The sequence below is a fragment of the Bacteroides sp. 51 genome, assembly GCF_010500965.1.
Lineage (GTDB): Bacteria > Bacteroidota > Bacteroidia > Bacteroidales > Bacteroidaceae > Bacteroides.
In genome coordinates, this window is sequence record NZ_QVMI01000004.1 from 70,300 (window position 1) to 93,042 (window position 22,743).

General features: G+C 40.8%; 19 protein-coding genes, 1 tRNA gene and 1 pseudogene. 4 read left to right on the forward strand and 17 right to left on the reverse strand.

Going from position 1 to position 22,743, the window contains the following annotated elements; all coding sequences use genetic code 11:
* Window positions 1–3: 3 nt before the first annotated feature.
* From D0T87_RS05025 to D0T87_RS05080, 12 genes are all read right to left on the reverse strand, one after another.
* Complete coding sequence (locus tag D0T87_RS05025; RefSeq protein WP_163173424.1) at window positions 4–765, reverse strand: PRTRC system ThiF family protein; 762 nt, start codon at window positions 763–765, stop codon at window positions 4–6.
* A complete protein-coding gene (locus tag D0T87_RS05030; protein WP_163173426.1) occupies window positions 762–1,454 on the reverse strand; it encodes a PRTRC system protein B in 693 nt (230 codons plus the stop codon). Before D0T87_RS05030 ends, D0T87_RS05025 begins: the two co-directional genes overlap by 4 nt.
* Window positions 1,444–2,316, reverse strand: coding sequence for a hypothetical protein (locus tag D0T87_RS05035; protein ID WP_163173428.1), 873 nt, complete (start codon window positions 2,314–2,316; stop codon window positions 1,444–1,446). The genes D0T87_RS05030 and D0T87_RS05035 overlap by 11 nt, the downstream gene beginning before the upstream one ends.
* A 41-nt stretch (window positions 2,317–2,357) precedes the next feature.
* A complete protein-coding gene (locus D0T87_RS05040) occupies window positions 2,358–2,531 on the reverse strand; it encodes a hypothetical protein (RefSeq protein ID WP_163173430.1) in 174 nt (57 codons plus the stop codon).
* A gap of 4 nt (window positions 2,532–2,535) precedes the next feature.
* Window positions 2,536–2,745 carry a PRTRC system protein C gene (locus D0T87_RS05045; protein WP_163173432.1) on the reverse strand — a complete coding sequence of 70 codons (210 nt, stop codon included), beginning with the start codon at window positions 2,743–2,745 and terminating at the stop codon, window positions 2,536–2,538.
* A gap of 2 nt (window positions 2,746–2,747) precedes the next feature.
* Entirely contained in the window at window positions 2,748–3,368 is a 621-nt protein-coding gene (locus D0T87_RS05050) for a PRTRC system protein E (protein WP_163173434.1), read from the reverse strand.
* Between the two features lie 13 nt (window positions 3,369–3,381).
* Window positions 3,382–4,515: a DNA polymerase III subunit beta gene (dnaN, locus tag D0T87_RS05055; protein WP_163173436.1), complete on the reverse strand. Its 1,134-nt coding sequence runs from the start codon at window positions 4,513–4,515 to the stop codon at window positions 3,382–3,384.
* Window positions 4,516–4,674: 159 nt separating this feature from the next.
* Entirely contained in the window at window positions 4,675–5,862 is a 1,188-nt protein-coding gene (locus tag D0T87_RS05060; protein WP_163173438.1) for a site-specific integrase, read from the reverse strand.
* A 142-nt stretch (window positions 5,863–6,004) separates the two neighbouring features.
* A tRNA-Arg gene (locus D0T87_RS05065) sits at window positions 6,005–6,078 on the reverse strand.
* 89 nt (window positions 6,079–6,167) lie between these two features.
* A complete protein-coding gene (locus tag D0T87_RS05070) occupies window positions 6,168–7,622 on the reverse strand; it encodes an AbgT family transporter (protein WP_163173440.1) in 1,455 nt (484 codons plus the stop codon).
* Window positions 7,612–8,340 carry a DUF5932 domain-containing protein gene (locus D0T87_RS05075; RefSeq protein ID WP_163173442.1) on the reverse strand — a complete coding sequence of 243 codons (729 nt, stop codon included), beginning with the start codon at window positions 8,338–8,340 and terminating at the stop codon, window positions 7,612–7,614. The genes D0T87_RS05070 and D0T87_RS05075 overlap by 11 nt, the downstream gene beginning before the upstream one ends.
* A 40-nt stretch (window positions 8,341–8,380) precedes the next feature.
* Window positions 8,381–12,859 carry a DUF5113 domain-containing protein gene (locus D0T87_RS05080; protein WP_163173444.1) on the reverse strand — a complete coding sequence of 1,493 codons (4,479 nt, stop codon included), beginning with the start codon at window positions 12,857–12,859 and terminating at the stop codon, window positions 8,381–8,383.
* A gap of 269 nt (window positions 12,860–13,128) precedes the next feature.
* Between D0T87_RS05080 and D0T87_RS05085 the strand changes: the two genes are divergently transcribed.
* From D0T87_RS05085 to D0T87_RS05100, 4 genes are all read left to right on the forward strand, one after another.
* Window positions 13,129–14,787: an AMP-binding protein gene (locus D0T87_RS05085; RefSeq protein ID WP_163173446.1), complete on the forward strand. Its 1,659-nt coding sequence runs from the start codon at window positions 13,129–13,131 to the stop codon at window positions 14,785–14,787.
* Window positions 14,788–14,919: 132 nt separating this feature from the next.
* Window positions 14,920–15,504 carry a Crp/Fnr family transcriptional regulator gene (locus D0T87_RS05090; RefSeq protein ID WP_163173448.1) on the forward strand — a complete coding sequence of 195 codons (585 nt, stop codon included), beginning with the start codon at window positions 14,920–14,922 and terminating at the stop codon, window positions 15,502–15,504.
* Window positions 15,505–15,594: 90 nt separating this feature from the next.
* Window positions 15,595–16,215, forward strand: coding sequence for a YiiX/YebB-like N1pC/P60 family cysteine hydrolase (locus tag D0T87_RS05095; RefSeq protein WP_163173450.1), 621 nt, complete (start codon window positions 15,595–15,597; stop codon window positions 16,213–16,215).
* A 27-nt stretch (window positions 16,216–16,242) separates the two neighbouring features.
* Window positions 16,243–16,650, forward strand: a complete 408-nt coding sequence (locus tag D0T87_RS05100; RefSeq protein ID WP_163173452.1) for a DUF4878 domain-containing protein — start codon at window positions 16,243–16,245, stop codon at window positions 16,648–16,650.
* A gap of 126 nt (window positions 16,651–16,776) precedes the next feature.
* Here D0T87_RS05100 and D0T87_RS05105 read toward each other — a convergent pair whose 3' ends face one another.
* The 5 genes and pseudogenes from D0T87_RS05105 to D0T87_RS05120 all read right to left on the reverse strand — a co-directional run bounded on the left by D0T87_RS05105 (window position 16,777) and on the right by D0T87_RS05120 (window position 22,698).
* Entirely contained in the window at window positions 16,777–17,862 is a 1,086-nt protein-coding gene (locus D0T87_RS05105; protein WP_163173454.1) for an MORN repeat-containing protein, read from the reverse strand.
* Between the two features lie 50 nt (window positions 17,863–17,912).
* Window positions 17,913–19,202 (reverse strand): pitrilysin family protein, encoded by a 1,290-nt coding sequence (locus D0T87_RS05110; RefSeq protein ID WP_163173456.1) that lies wholly within the window; start codon window positions 19,200–19,202, stop codon window positions 17,913–17,915.
* Entirely contained in the window at window positions 19,202–20,011 is an 810-nt protein-coding gene (kdsB, locus tag D0T87_RS24515) for a 3-deoxy-manno-octulosonate cytidylyltransferase (RefSeq protein ID WP_370526820.1), read from the reverse strand. Before kdsB ends, D0T87_RS05110 begins: the two co-directional genes overlap by 1 nt.
* Window positions 20,012–20,020: 9 nt before the next feature.
* Window positions 20,021–20,362 (reverse strand): annotated as a pseudogene (locus D0T87_RS24520) (2-amino-4-hydroxy-6-hydroxymethyldihydropteridine diphosphokinase); the annotation flags it as partial.
* Window positions 20,363–20,370: 8 nt separating this feature from the next.
* Window positions 20,371–22,698, reverse strand: coding sequence for a transglycosylase domain-containing protein (locus D0T87_RS05120; protein ID WP_163173460.1), 2,328 nt, complete (start codon window positions 22,696–22,698; stop codon window positions 20,371–20,373).
* Window positions 22,699–22,743: the final 45 nt, after the last annotated feature.

Genomic DNA, 22,743 nt, shown 5'->3' on the forward strand with positions numbered 1-22,743 from the left:
AGTTTAAAGTTTTATTGGATTAACATTCATTGTCTCAAGATTCAGATATAACCCTCTGTAATCCACGCTACCCGTACTTAATAACTTCCAGAGTAAAGCACATCCTAATTGTGCCAGCGATGAGTTAATGAACAGATCTTGTTTACGGAGAGCTTCAGCAAGTGAACAGCTTGGCCCGGAATCTTTCTCTTTCACCTTTTTAAGGTTGAACATCTCGGTTACAAGGGGAAGCTTGGAAACCGTTTCAAATTTCTTTGAATCCGGTTGTTTTATATCCAATGGCGTGCCGAGGACTACCTGGCCGGAGCTTGTAGTATTACCAAAATCGAGCCAGTAATGCAGGTTAGAATGATCCATTCCACGCTTTGCTTTTTGTAGCTGCTTCTCTATATCCAATCTGGACTTTACTGAATCAACACAGCTAATTGTTATATTAGCACTCCCATCTTCGTTAGAGAATTCTTCCGGAGATGCCAACCAATTTACTCCATAGAACTGATTTATACGCGTTATTAGTACGACCGCCTTGTTTAATCCTAAATCCGACTCACAAAACAACTGCCGGCCAATATTCGCTTCAGTAACAATATCTGGATCGTGCGCTTGGACCTGTATTCCGGGATGCCCCAACTTATACAATGCATGGTCGATACGCCCCAATGCTGATAATACCTGAGAACCGGTACCTCCTACACCAATAAGGTTTACGGTGAGTTGATGCGTAGGGTTGATCATATATGGATGTGCAAAATGTATTTTCTTCATAGTAAATCCTCCAGAGTCTTTTTTATAGGTGTTAATTCTGATAAAGGGAACTTGACTCCAGTTTCTATACATTGTTTCGTTATTGTAGCAAGATTCCCTTTTATGGGATTGCCCCCGAGTAAGTTTGCGAACTCAGACTGCCAAAACATCTTTTCCCAATAATCAATAACACCCTGATAACTCATATTCTTTGGCTTTGCAACTTTTGCACTACCAAGACAGACATTACCACCCTCATAGATATTAAAGAAAGGTGCTTTATAGAGCTTTCGCTTGGGTTTATTGCCGATAAATGCGTACACACTAAGCACACCTGAACTAACAACGTATATAATACCGGGGATCAGTATTTCTCCCTCCGGAATGTTCAAGCCCTTGGTAAAATAAAACCGTCTTTTCTCGGGTGCTCTATACCAAACGTATTTCTCTACTCCTAAGCGGGAATCAGCAAAAAGCATGTTCCCAGGCAGTCGCCCATGTGGAATATCTGCTTTACTTTCGGATATAGCATTCACAATATTACTAAGGCATTTCTCAGTAAGTGGAACACCTTCAAGCATCTTCCCTTTCCGTATCCTTCTACTCTCGAGGTAATAAGAAGAAGTATTTTGGTTATTTCGATAAACAATGATAGCCATTTCGGGATCCAATGCACTTTCTGCTTTATTTATAATACTACTACTTGTCATACTCATATAGTTTTTGGCTTAGCCGTATTAGATAATCTAAGAATTCGATTACGTAATTGTTGATTTCCATAAGCTGGTCTGATCCCGGGGTAAGGTCAATCTCACCCGCACAAAACAACTCCGACTCACAACTTTCACATGACATATTTACTGACTCAATCATTTGTTCTACTATGTAGTCATCATCATACACAATCATAATTAACTCCTCCGCTCCCATGGGCGTTTCGGAATAGTCTGATTCCGGATCGAAGTCAAAGGCCCTTGAGAACTTCAATATTGATGTTTCCGTGCGCATTAGACTCAGGCCTTCAGCGAGAACCTCAAGCAATTCTTTTTCTTTTTCTGTGCTTGGCGTATATCCGGAAATAACATTGAGTAGTTCAGATGGATTGTATGCCGGATGCTCATTCACCTGGTCAAGCAATATGCCAATGTCACCATCTTGATAGCTTTGGAGTAATTCTATATACTCATCGGCTGCACCCTCTTCACGATATATGTCTAGTTCCTGAAATAACCCATCTACGTGATAGCTATCTTTCATGGCCTGCAGTTTTTGAGACCACTTTAGAATACGAAAGAATTCCAACAAGATGTGATTAACTCTCCCACTGGTGTTTTCTAATATCCTACATGGGAGATAAAACAACTGCTGACTATGGCATGTCTTATAAGCGGAGAAATACAGTTTATCATCTGCATTGTTTATCTGCAAATGGTATGGTATAATTTCGTCCAAACCTTCAAATAGTTTACGAAACTCTCTCGGTTCATACTTCACCTTAAACTCTTTCTCAAGCAATCCTGCATAGTTCCTGGCACTCTCATATAGGTAACGATAATTCTCTTCGCGAAACATCGGATCAGAATCAGCAAGCCAGACTTTCTTTATCTCTTGGTTTAGAAAACCATTCGCTGGGCATTTTGCCCAGGAATGATCCGTTTCTTTCGTTCTACGACTCCTGCCATTTGCAGCCTCGCGCCTGTTTCTTGTAAGAGAATGGTGCCGACTTTCCGGTGCAATTGTTCGAGTTCTTGTTTTTCGTTTTGTTTCTTGCATTTCTTTTTTGTCATTAGATTAGCCTTTTGTTCCGACAACACTTTTGAATTCATAAATCGCTTTATCTTCCTCAATCTTGGGACCATGCAGATTACTCGTAGTCAACTCCGGATATGTGTTGGAGTAGAAACTCATCACCTCATCGGGTATCATTTGCGCGTCGGGGTCCGACAGCGTTTTATCTTTATGCTTGAAAACACGCTCAAGTCCTGTTACATTTAATGCCATATTTATTCCTCCTCTTCTTTATCGTTATCATCTGTTTCCTCACTCTCATCAGAAGCTGGTGCTTCATCCTCATCATCCAAATAGCTGTCCTGTACCGGTTCCTCGGTATCCATTTCACCGAATAAAGAATTAGCACTAAGTTGCTTTTCGAGTTTTTGAATGCGGCCCTCTACCACGCTTTTATTGCCCACAGCAAACTCTTTAGCTTGTTTAAGGCAGGCGATGGCATTAAGTGGCTTCTTTTCTTTCTCGAACTCGTCCGCCTTCTTGATTAGTTTATCATATTTCTTTTTCTTCTCTTCGGCCTCTTTTTTTGCCTTGTCAGCTCCTGCCTTTACGGCTTTGCTATTTTTCTCGGCATCCTCAGCCGCTTTCTCAAAGTTGTGTATGTTGGTAAGAATACCGGTAGCCTTTTGGATGGGTGAAGAAACAGCTTCAATAAAACCTTCGTCAAGTTCCTCGGGTGTTCCCGATACAACCAAAGGCGTAATTCTTTCCTTTGCACTATCTTTCAGACCTGCCTTTGTGGGCATAATACTTGTAACTAAGCTGTTACCTCTTTTGGTTATTGTTATGCTCAATGTATCTCCCTCACAAAGCATAGAAGCAAATTTTGTAAACATGGTATTTTTGGTTTTAATAGTTAAGCATCAATGGCATAATCAGATAAGTAAGATTCTCACTGTCGGACTGTTCCGCGCCCTTAATCAATGCAGCACGGCTTGGATCAGCGATATGCAAAGTGAATTCGTCATACGGAAGATTGGAAAGTATATCAAGTAGAAAAGTTGCTTTAAAGCCTATGCTAACTTTCTCGCTGGTGTACTCAACCGGAATCTCTTCATCTGCCGAGATCGAATAATCTAAATCCTGGGCGGCAAGCATCATTTTATTATTGAATAATGTAACCTTGAGAAGTGAAGTGTTACGGTTACAGAAAATAGATACTCGTTTTAATGCTGCGATAACATCGAGCTTTGAACCTCTACAGATTAGATTATTAGAGGAAGGTATCACAGAACGGTAATTGGGATATTTACCTTCAATCATACGGTAAAGGATAGTAAAACCTGAATGGACAAACTGAACATGTTTGCTAAAAACATGAATAGAGAAGTTATCCTCATCTGCCGGTATGATATCAACCAGGATCTTTGCGATTTTAGATGGAAGTATAAATGAACAACGATTCTGATTATTGCTTATATACTCCATCATGGCAAGAGTGCTACCGTCCGAGCCTACAAATGTTAGTACCTCCTCTTGCTGGTCTATATAGACTCCGTTCATCACAGGGCGCAACTCATCATCTGCTGCCCGAAAATATGTTCTTTTTAGTCCATGGGTGAATTGCATAGAACTCATTGGAATCTGTAACGGGTCACCGGTTGGATTAACTGTCGGGAACAGATCACCTTTGCCTCCAACAATTTCAAACTTACCGTTTATGTATTGAGCCGTAATCTCCACATACATATCTTTCACAGAGAGTTTAAAAGTTAGAGGTTGTTCCGACAATTCTTTCAGAGCGTCGAGCAGAGTTTTAGCATTTGCAGTAAATTGATTCAGAGTGCCACCCTCAGGATCTATCGTGCATTCGATGGTGGTTGTTATTGAGCCCTGTTCGTCGGCTCCGGTCACTGATAGTTTATCACTATCAATTTTAAACAAAAAATTGTCTAATTCAGGATTAGTCTTGTTGGGCTGTATAATCTTACCTACAAGTTTGAGTTTTGAAAGAAGTTCGTTTTTTGAAACTGTAATATTCATAATGCGTCATTTTGTGGCGCATATCACAGAAATGAGAGTGTTTTCAGTAGAAAAAGTGAGTAGAAACAACAAAAGCCAGCCTCTTTTCAGAGACCAGCTTAATTCAATCGTGCTGCAAACATAAACAATAACTTTTTATCTTGCAACAATAAATCCAAATTATTTCAAACTATCTAATATTTTTCTGATTGCAACATCCGCATGTTTTCTCATTATTTTCAAATAACTAAATATAGGCCGGTTGGATTTCATGGACTGTCCTATACAGTATTCTAATACTTCCAGAGGAACACCCAATTCAAATCCGTGCTGCACAAAGGACTTGCGAGCAGAATAATACACTACTTTAGATTTAATCCCTAAATCTTTGGCTAATGAAACTATACCCCGATTCAGATATCTATTAAAATTCGAATAAGAGAAATTATATTTAAAGTCAAGCTTGCCCGTATTTTTATTTCTCCATCTCATTATAATAGGAATCGCTTCTTCTGGTATTGATAAACTAATTCTTTTCTCACCCTGCTTGGTATTTCTAGACTTCGTCCGAATGTACTCTATAGAATCAGTTTTTCTAAAATCTATTTTGAGAAGGTCAATAAGATTAATCCCACCAAGGTAGTACGACAGCATTATTAAATCTCGGGATATGACATGTATTTTTCGTTTTGGTTCTGAATCTCTTATTATCTTCAACTCCGCCACACTAATATCTAACTCTCTTTCCAGAGCGGATGGAATAGAATAAAACTCGAATGGGTCCACATCATACTTAACAAGTTGCTCCCTTTTCGCTTTATTTATAATGGTGCGTGTACGAGACATCATCATGCCAATGGTTGTTTCGCTGAGATTCTTAGTGTTTCTTAGGAACCTAGAATAGTTGTTTATTATTGTAGGGTTGATTTCTGACAACAAAATCTCTCGTTTTGTGAACTCACAAAAATACCGGCAGTTCCTTTCTATCAAAGTAGCATAGTTGCTTCTTGAGTCTTCTATGAGTTCTCTGACATAGCGATCCGCGACAGCTTTAAAAGTTCTATCTGAAGATATAGAGTCAGAATGAGTGATTATGTCTCGTATTTGCCCACAATCATACAATTCCGGGAACTTAATAGAATCTAGCCGGTCCTGGTAATCATTTAATATATTGCGGAGTTTAACATTGTACAACGAAGCATCCGGAAAACCAACTACCTGCCCATTTTTGAAGTGTGATAATGATTCGATCTTGAATCGGGTAACGATGTATCGAGTTTCTTGCTTGTGGCCAACTGCGACTCTAATTTTATGCGTTCCATCTTTTGCCACTTTTGCCGGAACGACTGCTAATTTTAATGTTGCCATAACGTTTCAAAAATTTAGGATTCGTTTTGGATTCGTTTTTTAGCCCAGAACTGGACCGTTTATCCTTTTTTTTAAAACATCAGCAATGATTTCAAAGAAAAAAATGCGCTAAAACCAGTTGATTTTCAGCGCATTAACTAAGTGATTCCGAAGCGATTCGAACGCTTGACCCACGCCTTAGAAGGGCGTTGCTCTATCCAGCTGAGCTACGGAACCATCCTTAATTGCGGTGCAAATGTAGGGATTTTCATTGAATTAAGAAAAAGTTTCTCCTCTTTTTTCTATAAAAAATAATCAGAGCAAAGCTACAACCCTAATGGTAAGCCGGTTAGATACCATACAACAAACAACAATGTCCAGATCAACAAGATGTACACCGAATATCTCCAGGTATATTTTAATAAAGAAAGATAAGTAGTTTGATGGTTATACTGCTGCATATAGGTTAAAACCAGGGGAGCATAAAACAAAAAAGGAGTTATAGCATTTGTTGCGCTATCCCCGATTCGGAAAGCACATTGAGTTACATCCGGCGATATGCCCAGTTTTGCAAATACAGGGACAAAAATAAAAGCCATAAACGCCCACTTCGCCGTAGCCGACACCATAATCAGATTAATGCAAGCCGTAAACAGGATAAAAAGCAGAAGTATCCATAAACTATGCATCTCAACAGACGAAAGTAAATCGGCCCCCATAATGGCCAAACATTTATCCAGTCGGGAATATTCAAAACTGGCAAACATCTGTGCAGCAAAAAACGCAATAACAAAATAAACGCCCAACAGTTTCATTGGTTGAGTCAACCCTTCCACCACATCGGTATCCGTGCGATAGCGTCCTGACATGAAACCATAAACCATCCCCATAAGTCCCGCTCCCAACGATAGCAGGAATAATATGCCTACAATAAAAGGAGAACGTATCAATCCGCCATTCACCCCACGCAGCAATCCCCAGGATGAGAATGTGGCCCATAGAATAATGATTAAATAAACGGCTCCAATAATGAGCGCCAGTCCTTTAGCTCTCCGCTCTCTTCGGGATAATGGTTTATAACCTTCAAAACGTACCTCACCATCATACTCACCTAATGAAGGCAACAGCTTCTTTTTCGTAATAAAATAGATGATAGCAGCGATCAGGAAAGTTGAGAAAAGCATGAAATAATAATTGGATAGAGGCCCCGTATTACTTTGATATATACCGGCAGCAATAGCTGCATCTTGAGTGGTACTTGAAATCATCTGATCCAATGTCGTCAGCATGATATTCGCACTATACCCACAAGCCACAGACACATAGGCCGTTATGATTCCACCCACCGGATGTAACCCTACTGAATGGAATAAAGTTGCGGCGATAGGAAGCAGAATAATATATCCCGCATCACCTACAATATTCGACAGAATTCCCAGGGCGATAACCCAAAGTATTATACTACATTTATTCTGCCGTCCTTTTACACCTCCTCGTATACAAGCGGTTATGAAGCCCGAATGTTCCGCTACACCAAGCCCGAACATGGCCACAATAACCAAACCCAACGGGGCAAATCCCGTAAAATTAGTGATGACGTTACGTAAAATCCAACGAATTCCTTCCGGGCTAAGTAGATTCTGCACATAGATAATCTCTCCCGTTTGCGGATGCACAACATTTAACCTGTAAACATTACATATCCACGACAAGAAGATGACTGCCAACGTGAGCAGAAAAAACATCGTAGCCGGATGGAGTATTCGCCAGTTATTCTTCATCAGCTTCCAGATTGTCTATATCTATAATACGCAGTTCAAGGGCACGTACCACCAGGCGAGTAGCATTCACCCCTACCCGATCGCCCACAGGGAACAGACGATTGATCAAATCATTCTGCCGCTTCTCCAAAGATTTCACTCCAAAAGGCATTCCTTTCAGATTAGCGATCATATCTTTCGTATACCCCAATGCCAAATGACGCAAGAAACGTTCGTCATATTCATCAATATCATAGCTAATGATAGCTTCCTGCCGACGGGCATCATTCTCTACCGATTTTTTAAAGCGTTCAACGATTTTCTCTAAGATCGGATAGTTAAAGACCAGCTTCTTCCCATCCATAACTGCCTGTACATCGGTCTTCGTTAATAGTTCACCCGTTTTCAGAATGATTCCATCGGCACCGGCATCCAGTACATCTACCCATAGTTTTTCATTCAGAATCTCACCGGTGAATATCAACACGCGAACGTCTTTATAATTCTTAGTTATATTACGGCAAATATCAACCCCAATCGTAGTGGAACCACCTAAACCCAAGTCAAGCAAAACCATATCCGGCACTTGTGCTTCTATTAGCGTCCAGAACTCTTTTTCGGTCATAGCCGTTCCTATCACTTCGGCATTAGGAATTTCATGGCGAAAGATTTCTTCCGTACCTTTTAATTCCAGCTTAACGTCCTCTACAATGATTACTTTAAATTTCTTGTCTTCCATAACGGTTACAATATATTAATTATCTACATATTCTTAAGCCTCACACTAAACCTCGTTGCGGCATGTTACCGCCTCCCGCCGCTATAGTGAAGTATACAATATATCCCCCCTCCGGTGCAGGTTCTGCATTAATGCGGCACCCTCTTCGTCCGGCATATTCATCATGATCTCTGATAATCTGTTTGCAAACCAGATATTCAGTACCTCGTAATACACCCTTCTCTCCTGCTGTCATTCGTTGAAGGCTAGGATAAAACAATTGATTTAGTTCCTCTACACTTTTCTCTCTCCGGGTATCTGTCAATAAGAATCGTACAAATTGCCCATCGGGTATTGTTTGCAAACGAAGTATCCCTTCCTCTTTTACTTGCAAAGCCTCATCTATCAGGTTCTCGAAAAGGAAATATAGTTGATTCACATCACCCAACACCCGAACGTCACCAGATAAGTTTTCTGTAACCAATTCAAGCTTTCCCTTATATTCCTTATTATTCTTCCTGAAATATTTCTGTGCATATTCCAATAAAACCGAAACATTAATCGTAGTCCGTCTAAAAGTTACTTCCTCTAACTGACGTGCAGCACATGAACTCAGAATCGTAAAAATACCCTTATAGTATTCAATCAACTCACCGATAGCATCTACGTTTTCTTTTTCTTCTGCCAGCGTCAGAGACTTTGATGTTAGTTTCTCAATGATCAGTTTGATTTTATTCGGATAGTAAATCGTTTCGTGCTTAATGGTAGAAAGGCAGTTGTCTAATACCATGTTTTGTACATGCAACATACTATCCTCCCACGAAGCCCGGTGCGTATCCTCATATGCAGATTCAATATCCCGGTAGCGTACAGCCAACTTCACCACAGCGTTAAAAACAACAATAGCCACATAACGCGCAATAAGTTCCAACAGCAAATGGTTATCTTCTTGCTGAACTCCTTCCGGTCGCTCAAGGTATAATACACCTACACATTGCAGTTTCTCTCCTACTTCAACAATTAAAGGAAAAGCTTCACTTTTTCCATCTGCCAGATATGTTTGATGGTCATAACTTTGTTGTACCATTTCGGGCAATGCATCAATCGCCGCAGTTGAAGCAAATTCCAATCGGTTATGCATTTCGTTATACACAGCCAGACTCAGGCTTTCAATATCCAACAATTCATTAATACCCTCAAACGCTTCCGCTATAACCCGTCTGGGAATCTCCCGTAAAGTATTTTCTTCCCGTTGCAGCGCCTCCATAGACTCTTCCGTACGAACTAAAGAAGATGAGAATATATTCTTATTGATATCCAATACCTGTTCCAGATTCCAGCGATTATTCAATCTCTTCCGTACATGCAGGATATAATAAATAATCATATAAGAAAGCAATAACAGAAAGCATAGGATGATACCTACTATTTTATTTGTAGTAGACCCTTCCAACTCGCGGCAATAGGCTTCCAGAGACTGGTCCTCGCTGGTTAATTTATACAATGCGGTAAACGCCTTATTATTATATGAATATGCATCCCAACGTTTCAAAGCCAATAACGAAACTGCTGCACCATTACGGATATCCATTATAACGGGATAATCGGTATAGAACATTTCTTCCCGCCAGATCAATTCAGCCGGGGTTTCATCCCCATCCAATGTAAGATAAACATGCGGATTGCGAGCTGTTTTCTGATAATGAATATTCAGATAAGTCATGGCAGAGTCAACATATTGCAGAGCCAATTCATAGTTTTCAATGATATTACAATAATATGCCGTATCCGTAAAGGCAGATGCTTTCTCCAACAATTCTTCATGCCTGTCAAAATCAAGAGTGGCAGACGCTTTGTTATCAACAGAAGAATTTACTGAGGGTTTACACGACATCATTCCTAAAGGCAGCAACAGGCAAAGTATAATCCCTAAAGTTTTCCGAACGCCGAGAGGTAATCTGAAGTAGAAACGACTTCCTTTTCCCAGTTTACTATCCACACTGAACATACAAACATGGAACAAAGGGTTCGTTTTTCTATACTTTTCGATGATACCTTTGCAGTTCATCAAGCCAAAACCGCTACCTTTCATCCGTTTCAGCTCTTCCGTCTCATTATTTTCTTTCATCCCGATCATGCGGGAATCGTATACTTTCTCATCCTGAATAAGAGCTACATCCTCAGGCGACAACCCTCTGCCGTTATCTTCTACTGAGATTTCCACATATTCATCTGTGCGCCGGGCATAGACATTTATCGTTCCTCCGGCCTGGGTGTATTTACGGGCATTCTCTGTTAATGTATTAATCATAAAGAGGGTCAAAGCCCGGTCGGCCTTAACAACAACATCAGTTGATTCAACATCAAATTCCTGCTGCCTCATTTCGAAGGTCTTCCGCCCCTTCTTGACCAGTTCAAACAGTTCATTCAGTTCGAAGTTCTCAATATTAAGACTCAACGTACCTTGTTTCATCTTTATCCAAAGAGCCAGAATATCATTATATTCATTGATTTTCGTCACCAATTCCTCAATATATTGATACTTCGCAGTTTTTATATCTTTGTTATGGATAAAGCCTTTTTCTTTTAGCTTATAAACCTCATTTATAATGCGGTCAATATAGGGGATGATGCCATTTACAATAGCCAGGCAGGATTTCTTGATCAGGTTTTCGCGCTTTCCACGGGCAATATGCTGTTCAAAAACATAGCGTTGCTTATCCAAACGTTCGCGCTCATCGCCCAGAGAGATAAAGGTCATTCCATTATCTATCGCCCAGGCGATATAGGGAGTAATCACATTTAATAAGGTCAGATCATCTTTTGATAAACGGTGAGAAGTACAGATTGTAAACTCGCCGATAGGCAATTCCTTATCAGGCACATTCAGGTTAAAAGTAGATACGATCCCTGAACATTGAGTTTCAGACGCCGCCGACTCTGCAAGTACTCCATTTTCATCATACAGACGAATAGATAACTCCACAGCGCCAACCAGCCGCTGCATCTCAGGAAGAATAGAGGTCGTTATTGCGTGAATAATATCATCTTCAATAGCAATGTCGGATGGAATAGACGCCGTTACCTTCTGACATATATCCAGCACCAACTGTAAACGCTCAGTATGTATCCGGTTACGTACTTTGGAGCGCCTGTTAAACACCCAAAATAAAATAAACAAAACGATTAACCCCAGAATAATAAAGAGCAATATCGCATTCAGTTGCTTTGACTCCTCTTGCAGCACCAGATAACGACTTTCAAGTTCTTTATCCTGACGGGTATATTTCAGAATGTCTAAATAGATATTCCGGTTATAGTCCGACTGAAACTTCATCCCCAGTCCGGAGTAAGATACACAAAGTTGCTCCCGGATTCTTGATATCCACTCGGGCACAGTCTTTACATTCTTATGGTTGCCTTCCATACTATTTATCCATTGCACCTCCGTATAAACGGTATCCCGTTCTACATAAGGTTCCAGGATATCTATCCTATTATCCACATCCGAATAATACATCTGATGATGCAGGTTCACACAATCTAACGCTTTAGACAGTGTATCCAATGCTTCTGCATAATGCCCATGTTCATTCAGATACCGTCCAATAGATACATATGCGCCCGCTATCTGATAAATATCATCATATTCGCGGAATTTCCCCAAAGCTTTTTGAGCCAACTTTAACGGTAATGACCGATCGACAGGAAATCCGAATTGCATCAATGCATGCGAACGCCTGCTTTGAAATAACTCAAAATTATCGGAAGATATAAGGAGATTGGCCAGCCCCTGCAAACTATTTCCCTCAAAATAAGGATAATAGTTAGCCGCCGAAAGTTGCCAGGTTAAATAGAGTTCATCAAACTCATTCAGTTTTCGGCGTTCAGGGGTATCCCCATCAGATAAAGAAGCCGATCCTTTTATATAATGATAATATAACAACTGGGCTGTATCTCCTGCCAGCTCAAGCTCCGGTTTGATCTCAGCAATAGAAACTCTGGCTTCCGGTAGCTGCTGCAAGTAATAATAATAAATTGCAGATACGATAGAGAACTCGGTATACGCGTAATTTAAACGTATCTTTTCATTCTTATCTACGAATAAGCTTTTATCTTCATCTATTCGCCGTATTCGTCGTATAGCAGTATTCCGGTAATCATAAAACTCTTTGTTCATCGCAGTTCGCTGGTAAATCTTCATCATTCCCACATCTGCAATAAGTAGTTCCAGTTCATTCTGTGTTAAATCGTAGACTTCATTAAAGTATCGTTCTGCCGTATCAAAATCCATTCGCATGAATGAATAAAAGCCCAGGTTATTACATGCCTCTGCTTTACCGGACAAATACAGAGTTGCCGACTCGTAAGCTGTTCTGGCAGCTTGATATGATAAATCCAGATCTTTGTAATGCTGATAATAAGCTATTTGATTTAATGAATCTATAAGGCGTGTTTCCTTTATCGGCGCTATTCCAACGCACGAGAACAAAAGAGGAAAGATTATAAAAGGTATAGTTATTCTTAATAAAACACGCATAATGGACAAAGATAAAGAATTTACGATTAGACTATTTACGATTTACGATTGAAATTACATTATTTATTATAATCCTTATTTTTATTCATGCCTTATGGGTTATCAACCACCAACATACTTCAATCGTAAATAGTAAATAGTAAATAGTCCAATTGTAAATAGATTTAAATTGTCTAATCGTAAATAAAATATTTTTGGATCAAAAATATTGTTATGCACAGATAAAACCATATATTTGCGCAGTTTAATACTAAATGTGCAAAAAACGTATGGAACAAAGTTTTATTGCTTATATAGAAAATAGCATCAAGAATAACTGGGATTTAAACGCATTAACTGATTATAACGGTGCTACTTTGCAATATAAGGATGTTGCCCGGAAAATCGAGAAAATCCACATCATCTTTGAAGAAAGCGGGATAAAAAAGGGAGATAAAATTGCTATATGCGGGCGCAACAGTTCTCATTGGGGAGTCGCTTTCCTTGCTACCCTTACCTACGGTGCAGTAGCTGTACCCATCTTACATGAATTCAAAGCCGATAATGTTCATAATATAGTAAACCACTCCGAAGCCAAGCTTCTTTTTGTTGGAGATATTGTCTGGGAAAACCTTAATGAAGCAGCAATGCCTCTGTTAGAAGGGGTTGTAGCGGTACACGATTTCTCTGTTTTGGTTTCAAGAAGCAAAATGCTCACGCATGCCCGCGAGCATCTGAACGAACTCTTCGGCAAAAAATATCCTAAGAATTTCCGTACCGAACATATCAGTTACCACAAGGACCAACCGGAGGAACTGGCAGTAATCAACTATACTTCGGGAACAACCAGCTACTCTAAAGGGGTGATGTTGCCTTACCGTAGTTTATGGTCGAATATGCGGTTCGCTTTTGATGTCCTTCATCTGGAACCGGGCAACAAGGTGGTGTCTATGTTGCCAATGGCACATATGTATGGACTTTCTTTCGAATTCTTATACGAGTTCTCGGTAGGCTGCCAGATTTATTTCCTGACGCGTATGCCAAGTCCAAAGATCATCTTCCAGGCTTTCGCCGAAGTTAAGCCTAACCTGGTTGTGGCTGTCCCACTGATTATCGAAAAGATTATCAAGAAGAACGTATTGCCTAAGCTGCAAACACCGACAATGAAGATCTTACTGAAAGTACCTATCATCAATGATAAGATCAAAGCGGCCGTACGCGAGCAGGTAATCAATGCTTTCGGAGGAAACTTCACTGCTGTTATTGTAGGAGGTGCTGCATTTAACCAGGAAGTAGAACAGTTCCTGAAAATGATAGACTTTCCTTATACCGTAGGTTATGGTATGACAGAGTGTGGACCGATCATTTGTTATGAGGACTGGAAGCGCTTCAAACCGGGGTCTTGTGGAAAAGCGGCATTGGGTATGGAGGTAAAAGTACTGTCGCCCGATCCTGCACACAGGGTTGGCGAGGTTGTTTGCAAAGGACCGAATGTTATGCTGGGCTACTACAAAAACGAAGAGGCTACAGCGGAAGTTATTGATAAAGATGGCTGGCTGCATACAGGAGATCTTGCGATAATGGATGAAGAGGGTAATGTCACCATCAAAGGCCGGAGCAAGAACTTGTTATTGGGAGCAAGCGGACAGAATATCTATCCGGAAGAGATCGAAGATAAGCTAAACAACCTACCTTACGTTGCCGAAAGTATCGTCGTTCAACAAAACGATAAACTGGTAGGGTTGGTATATCCGGACTTCGACGATGCATTCGCAAACGGGTTAAAACCCGAAGATATGGAACGCGTAATGGAAGAAAACCGCGTACTACTCAACGCTACCCTTCCAACATACAGCCAAATCTCCAAAATGAAAGTATACCCCGAAGAATTCGAGAAAACCCCCAAAAAAAGCATCAAACGCTTCCTATACCAAGAAGCCAAAGGCTAGGCCCCGAGGCGGGGGGTCAGGGACCCCGGCCAATGGCGGCAAGCCGCGGGGGTCAGGGACCCCGGCCGATGGCGGCAAGCCGCGCTGCGCGGTAAGAGTGCAGCATATGTGGCGTAATAGATAATAATGCTGATGGAAGAATTACTGAAACAAACAATAAATGCTGTTGTTAATTCCCGTTATCCGGAGATGACAGCGGAAGGGCAATTGATGCTGGAAGGTATATTGATTAGAAAAGAAGTTGCCAAAGGCGAGCGCTTGATTGATGAAGGGGAAATTAGTCGGCACTTTGTTTTTGTAGCTAAAGGCATGATACGCCAGTTTTACTTCAAAAACGGAAAAGACGTCACCGAGCATTTCTCATATGAGGGATGTATTATGATGTGCATTGAAAGTTTGTTTCGAAAAGTGCCTAGCCATCTTATTGCCGAGGCCCTAGAACCATCCATTGTATACCTCCTTCCAATAGATAAGTTGCATCTTCTCATGGATATGTCCAGGGAAGTTAATATATTCTATCAACGGATATTGGAATTCTCTTTAATTAATTCTCAGGAAAAGGCCGACTCCTGGAGGTTTGAAACTGCCAAGGAGCGCTATAATCGCTTATTAAGAACACATCCCGAGGTCATAAAAAGAGCCCCACTCTCTCATATAGCCTCCTATCTGCTTATGACTCCTGAAACATTAAGTCGTGTTCGTTCGGGGGCATTGTAATACCAAGCTTTCCCTTTTCTACAATCTTTTTAACCAAAAGGCTTAATTTCTCCCAATAAATACTTATATTCGTTTTATTATTAAATATTAATGCTATTGAAGCTCCAGGTTTCTCTTTTAATCCTCTTTTTACTTCCTTTGTCAGGATGTAAGAAAGAGAAAGACACCAGTATATCTACAGGTTTTCTGTACGATTCGTTACGTGATGGTGACTTGGTCTTCCGCCGGGGGACCGGAATTGTTAGTCAGGCTGTACTCGCAGTAGATAAAGACGGAGGATACTCTCATATAGGTATCGTCGTAAAAGAAGGCAATACGTGGAAAGTGGTTCACGCCGTTCCCGGCGAGCCAGACTTTAAGGGAGATCCTGATCGGATAAAGATGGAAGACATTGCTTTCTTTTTCAGTAAAGAACGCGCCAAAACCGGCGCATTAATGCGACCATCTGTTGATTCTGCATTGTGCTATCAGGCTGCACACCACGCTGTTCGATTATATCAATCTCATATACTATTTGATCATCAGTATAACCTGAACGATACCTCACAGATGTACTGCACCGAATTGATTGATTATGTCTACAAACAACAAGGCATTGATCTTTCGGAAGGCAGAATCAGCCGGGTTAACATTCCCGGCATGAGTGGAGATTATCTTTTACCCAGCGACATACTGCAAAGTCAAAACCTTTGCATGATATACTATTTCTAACTTAATACTCATTAAAAACAAAAGCTTATGAAAAAAGTGATTTATTTTAGTTTGTTCGTGTTAACTCTTGGTATATTTGCCGCCTGTTCTTCATCAGAAAGCCCAGGCGAAGCTGCAAAGAAATATGCACAGTACGTAGCCGATGGTAAATTCGACAAGTTTGTAGATGCTATTGCATTCGATGAAAGTGCAACGTCCGAGCAAATAAAACAGCAAAAGGACATGCTACTTGCCCTCCTTCAGGAGAAAGGTCAAAAAACAATAGATGAGAAAGATGGACTTAAAAGTATTGATATCGTTTCTGAAGTAATTGACGCAGATGGAAACAATGCGAAAGTAATCCTACAACAAACCTACGGAAATGGAGATACTGAAAATGCCAACTATGATATGGTTAAGAAAAATGGTACCTGGAAAATGGTAATTAAGAAATAGGCAAGCAACACATTCGAATATCGTTGCTGCAAAAATTTAAAGTTTTGCATGTAAAAAAGGAAATAATTGCATGCAAAACTTTAAAGAAAATCAAGCCCGGTCAAAAAGCTTCCAGTGGGTAATATTTCATTGCAATTTGTCTTCTTTATAAGTGCCACGGCGTATTTCGACTCCGGTAGAATCTGTCTCTACAAAATTACCGTTTTTAAGTCCATTCAGGAACCCACCTTTATAGCGATTGCCGTTGGCCATGGTAAGTGTACCCTGACCATTGGGCTGGTTGTCTTTCCATTCGCCGTCATAAATATCGCCATTGCTCCAACGATAAATACCGTTACCGTTTCGTTTATTATCCTTCCATTGACCATCATATTCAGTGCCATTTGCCCAGGTAAATATACCTTTGCCTTCCTGCATACCTTTATGGAATTCACCAACATATTTATCGCCATTCGCATGAATATAAATACCCGCTCCGGTGCGTTCACCATCCAGATAAGAGCCTTCATAACGATCACCTGTATGGAAGAAATAAATTCCCTTTCCCTGTTGAACATCATTTACCCAATCGCCAACATATTTATCACCGTTGACATATTCAAAGGTACCTTTCCCCTGACGCGCATCATCTTTCCACTGGCCGTCATAACGTGAATTGTCATCCCAGTACATTATGCCCTGCCCGTTCTTCTTATCATCCCGCCAGTTGCCGGAATACCGCGCACCGTTTCTCCAGGTATATGTACCCTGACCATCACGTTTATTGGAAGCCCACTGACCATCATATACATCGCCATTATGATAATACATCACACCCTGCCCTTGTTGATAACCATTATTCCAGTTTCCATCATAACGATTATTATTCAGGAAGTAATAAATGCCTTTTCCATGACGTTCATCCTGCGACCATTCACCTTCGTATCTCTCACCCTCAGGCATAGAGTAAACTCCATACCCCTGGCGCTTACCCTTATCATATTCTCCTTCGTACACATCACCATTTTTGAACATGGTCTTTCCACGTCCATGAGGTTTGCGACTTTTCATTTCTCCGGTATACACCGAACCATCTTTAAATGTATAGGTTCCGATTTTTATTCCACTAGAAAAAGTGTCCTTCACTTTACCAAAGATTCCTCCGTTGCTCTGAGCAGCACATTCGGGTTGTAAAAGCAGAAGGCAAATTATAACTGTATATAGATATCTCATAGGGGCAAAGGTACAATTTATCGAATAAAACTATTGGGACGAAAGGTATTTTATGACATCTTTTTACCTGCAATCACCTCTTTTAAACTCTCTTTACATATATAGCGCTGCGCCAACTCACGCAATTCCTCTACCGTTACGGTTTTGACAGCATCGAGCGAACGTTCATAATAATTATCATCCAGTCCGGCGGTTTGAATAAACATCCAGGCGTCTGACAAAGAGAAAGCTGATTCATAGGCACGGCTCATCTCACCAATCATATAATTTTTGACTGTCGTCAATTCATCCTGACCAACAAGATCACTGTGCAACTTATCGATCTCTTTATATACTTCCCGGATAAGTGGTTCAACATTCTCATTGGCAGTTTCGGTAGTGACCATAATTATCCCGGTTTCCGGATATTGGATCGTATTCATGGAAATACCATACGTATATCCTTTATCTTCACGAATATTAGACATTAAACGGCTACCAAAATAACCACCTAAAAGAGTAATCAACACACGAAGTTTCAGGTAATCGGGATGAGAGCGCAATATAGTAAACCCACCCAGTTTTACTGCACTCTGTAAAGCATCATCACGTTCTACAAATATTCTCTTTTCAGGAATAACTGAGATTGGAAATACACGTTCCGGCACCATCGGCAGTTTTTCTCCAAAAGTATCTTTTCCAAATACAAGTTCTACCCGATGGATAATATCATCCGTAACTTTCCCTGAAAGATAAATCGAATAATTTCCGGTATGGTAGTATTCTTTATAAAAAGAACGAAGCACCTCTGGGGTAATCTTACGATAGTCTTCCTCAACAGCAAATTGTCCACATGGATTCTGCTCTCCAAACAGACCGGAAATGATAGCCCGATGTGCTATAAAATCAACTTTTGAACGATTTACCAGATACTGTTGTACGTTGCTTTCAATAACTGTGTCTAGTTCCTTTTCCGGAAAAACGGGGTCTTTTACTATAGACTCAATGATCTCAAGAGTCTCCGCAAAATATTTATTCAGTGAGTATAGAGTGAGGTAGGCATATTCTAATGAATTGGATAATTCAAGCCATGCACCATAATAATCTAACTTTTCTGCAATATCGGAAGATGAATATTTACGGCTTCCCTCTCGCAACATACGATGGGTAAAAAGCGCCTGCAACTTTTGAGATTGACGCCATGAGCCTGCTTTAAAGAGGATATCCATACGAACAACATCCTGCTCTCCGGCATTTATAACATTCAGTGGCGTACCGTTAGGTAAAATCTGATGCAAAGGACGAGGAATATCAATTTTATCTAGTTGGCGAATTTTCGGTTGAATAGTTCTGTCTAGCATTATAACGTTTGTTTATTTAAGAATTCTTCGGCCCTTTCCAGATCTTCGGGAGTATCAATCCCAATGGTTTCCACTTCTGTTATACCGACTTTTATGGTATATCCATTCTCCAGCCAGCGTAGTTGTTCTAATGATTCCGACAGCTCTAAAGAAGATTGTGGAAGGGAAGTGATTTCTTTAAGAACATTTGCACGATAAGCGTAAAGCCCGATATGTTTATAGTATATGTGATTCTTCAACCAATCTTTTTTATCTGCATTCCGTTGATATGGAATAATAGACCGGCTAAAATAAAGTGCATTCATATTCTTATTGATTACGACCTTAGGAGAATTTGCATTCTCCAATGCATCAAAAGAGTCATCCACAGTAAATGGTTTAACAAGTGTAGCAATATGCGTACCTTCATCCTCAAAGCAAGCCTTAATCGTATGAAGTTGGGAAGGTTGAATAAAGGGTTCATCGCCCTGTATATTTACAATAACATCATATCCCCCTCCGACTTTAGTATAAGCCTCGTAACAACGGTCTGTACCACTATTATGATTGACAGAGGTCATTACTACTTTCCCGCCAAATGCCTTAACCACTTCTTCAATACGTGTATCGTCAGTAGCTACATATGCATCATCGAAAATACCGGCAACCTGCTCATACACTCTTTGAATAACAGGTTTTCCACCCAATATAGCCAATGGTTTAGCCGGAAAACGGGTAGATGCATAACGAGCCGGAATAATGGCTAGAAAACGACGGCGGCAAGGTGCCGCTTCCGGGTTACGGCGTTCCGCCGCGTTTAATTGTGAAATTCCTTTCATGATATAATTGTGTTCAATATCTTTAGCTTTTAATATTACATGATCGCACATTAAGAGATCAATATCCAGAACAACTTTCTCAACTGCCTTGTGTTCCGGTAACCGGCCTGCCATTTGCTCTATTGTTTTGAGTTGTGCTTTTACTTGTTCAGGTCCCTCATTCGTTTGAAACCGGGCAACCTGGTTAGTGAAAAGAGCCGGATTGGAAAGAAGAAACGGCTCCGTTTCCTCCTCATCCGCAAAACGAATAGAGGGAAACAAAGCCGTTAATTGATTTCGCGCCAAGAGAAGATTCTCTTCCCTGTTATAATTACTTCCTATGCATATGGTATATGTAGGCATAGAATGTGCTAATTAAACAAATCATCAAGTTCCGGTCGATTGGTTGAAGTATTCTCTTCCTGCTTATCTCCACAAGGATTGAAGTCTTTAGGGAACTGGAATGTTTCCGTTTGCTCATATCCCAGTGTTTTATCGGCAAACACTTTTTTCATGTACAACCCCCAGATCGGAAGCGCCATTGAAGCCCCCTGTCCATCGGCCATTGTATCGAAATGAATATCCGGTTCTTCTCCACCGACCCAGCAACCGGACACGAGTGAAGGAGTAAAGCCCATAAACCATCCGTCGGCATTGTAGTTGGTTGTACCGGTTTTACCACCCATATCAACGGTTATGCCATAGTTGCGTCTTACGCGTCCTCCGGTTCCTTCATTGATCACCGCACGAAGCATGGTTAACATCTTATAGGTGCCCGATGCACTGATTACTTCTTCCACTTGTGGAGTAAATGTTGCCAGCACATTGCCATCATTGTCTTCAATACGGGTTACAAACAACGGCGCTACGCGGATACCTTTATTAGCAAATGCTGTATAGGCACTCACCATCTCTCCTACCGAGATTTCGCAAGGTCCGAGACAAAGTGAGATCACCGGATCAATCTGTTGATTCATAACCCCGAAGTTATGTATCAGTTTTACCAGGTTGTATGGATTCAGTTTACTCATCAGGTTAGCCGTAATCCAGTTATCAGAGTTAGCCAACCCCCATCTCAATGTAACCATTTCGCCATATCTTTTCTTTGGATCACTGGTTCTCGGACTCCACGGTTCGCCATTTTCGGCTATAATGGTCTGTTCTACCTTACGGATTTCATCGCAAGGCGTATAGCCATTCTCCATAGCCAATGCATACACAAACGGTTTCACGGTCGAACCAATCTGACGGCGGCCCACCATAGCCATATCATACTGGAAATGAGTATAATTAGGTCCGCCAACATACGCCTTTACATGTCCCGTGATGGGGTCCATCGACATAAAGCCGGTACGCAGGAAGTGCTTGTAGTATTTTATGGAGTCCATAGGAGTCATGATGGTATCTTTCATACCCTTCCAACTGTATACGGACATTTCTTCTTTCGTATTGAAGGCTTTCTTTATCGCAGCTTCCGATGCTCCGGCAGCTTTCATTGTGCGATATCTTTCACTCTGCTTCACGGCACGCTCCAACATTTCGTCTCTTTTACTTTCTTGTAAACGCCAGGAATAAGGAGCATTTTTCTTCTTCGCCGCTTCGGCAAAGAAGCGATCTTGCAGATGTCCGCCTAAATGTTCTGTAACCGCTTCCTCTGCATAGGTTTGCATACGAGAATTGATGGTTGTGTAAATCTTCAATCCGTCTGTATAGATATTGTAGTTGGAACCGTCTCTTTTTCTGTTTTTAGCACACCATCCGTAGAGAGGATTGGTTGCCCATGCCACAGAATCTTCATAGAATTTCTGTTGCTGCCATCCGCGGTAATCTTTCCTATCCGGTTTTTTTGCGGTGATTACCCCACGCAGATATTCGCGAAGATAAGCTGCCGGACCCTCTTTATGGTCCACCCGGTTATATTTCAGCGTCAAAGGAAGGTTCTTCAGCGAATCATACTCCTGTTCTGTGATATATTTGGCTTTAAGCATTTGGTGAAGCACTACATTTCTCCGCCCTTTTACTCTTTCATTATAACGTACAGGGTTATAAAGTGATGGGTTTTTACACATTCCAATAAGAGTTGCCGCCTCTTCTACCTTCAAGTCTTTCGGCTCAACACCAAAATAGGTAAATGAAGCTGTTTTAATACCCACGGAGTTATTCAGGAAATCGAACTTATTGAGATATAAAGACAGTATCTCTTCTTTGGTATAATAACGTTCCAGTTTTACAGCAATCACCCATTCAATAGGCTTCTGTAAAACACGTTCCATAAAGTTCCTCGCACGAGGCGAATATAACAGTTTAGATAACTGCTGTGTAATGGTACTCCCCCCCCCTGCTTCTGCCTGCATCAGGAATCCACGTTTCACTACTGCACGTCCCAATGCCTTAGCATCAATACCGGAGTGCTCTGCAAAACGGATATCCTCAGTAGCAATCAGCGCATTAATAACATAAGGAGATAGTTCATTATAGCTAACATATACGCGGTTTTCCTTTTCAGCTGACCACGTACCTAATACTTTACCGTCTTCCGAGTAGACTTCTGTCGCGAATTTGTAGGATGGATTTTCCAGTTCTTCCACAGGTGGCATGTAACCAATCCATCCATTAGAAATGGCAATAAAAACCCCTGCGATAGCTAATACAGCAACTGCAAAGAGTATCCACAGCCCTATTACTATTTTCTTAATCATGTTTTTGAAGTAAGTCTTAAATTGCAAAATTAGCACAAAAGTTTG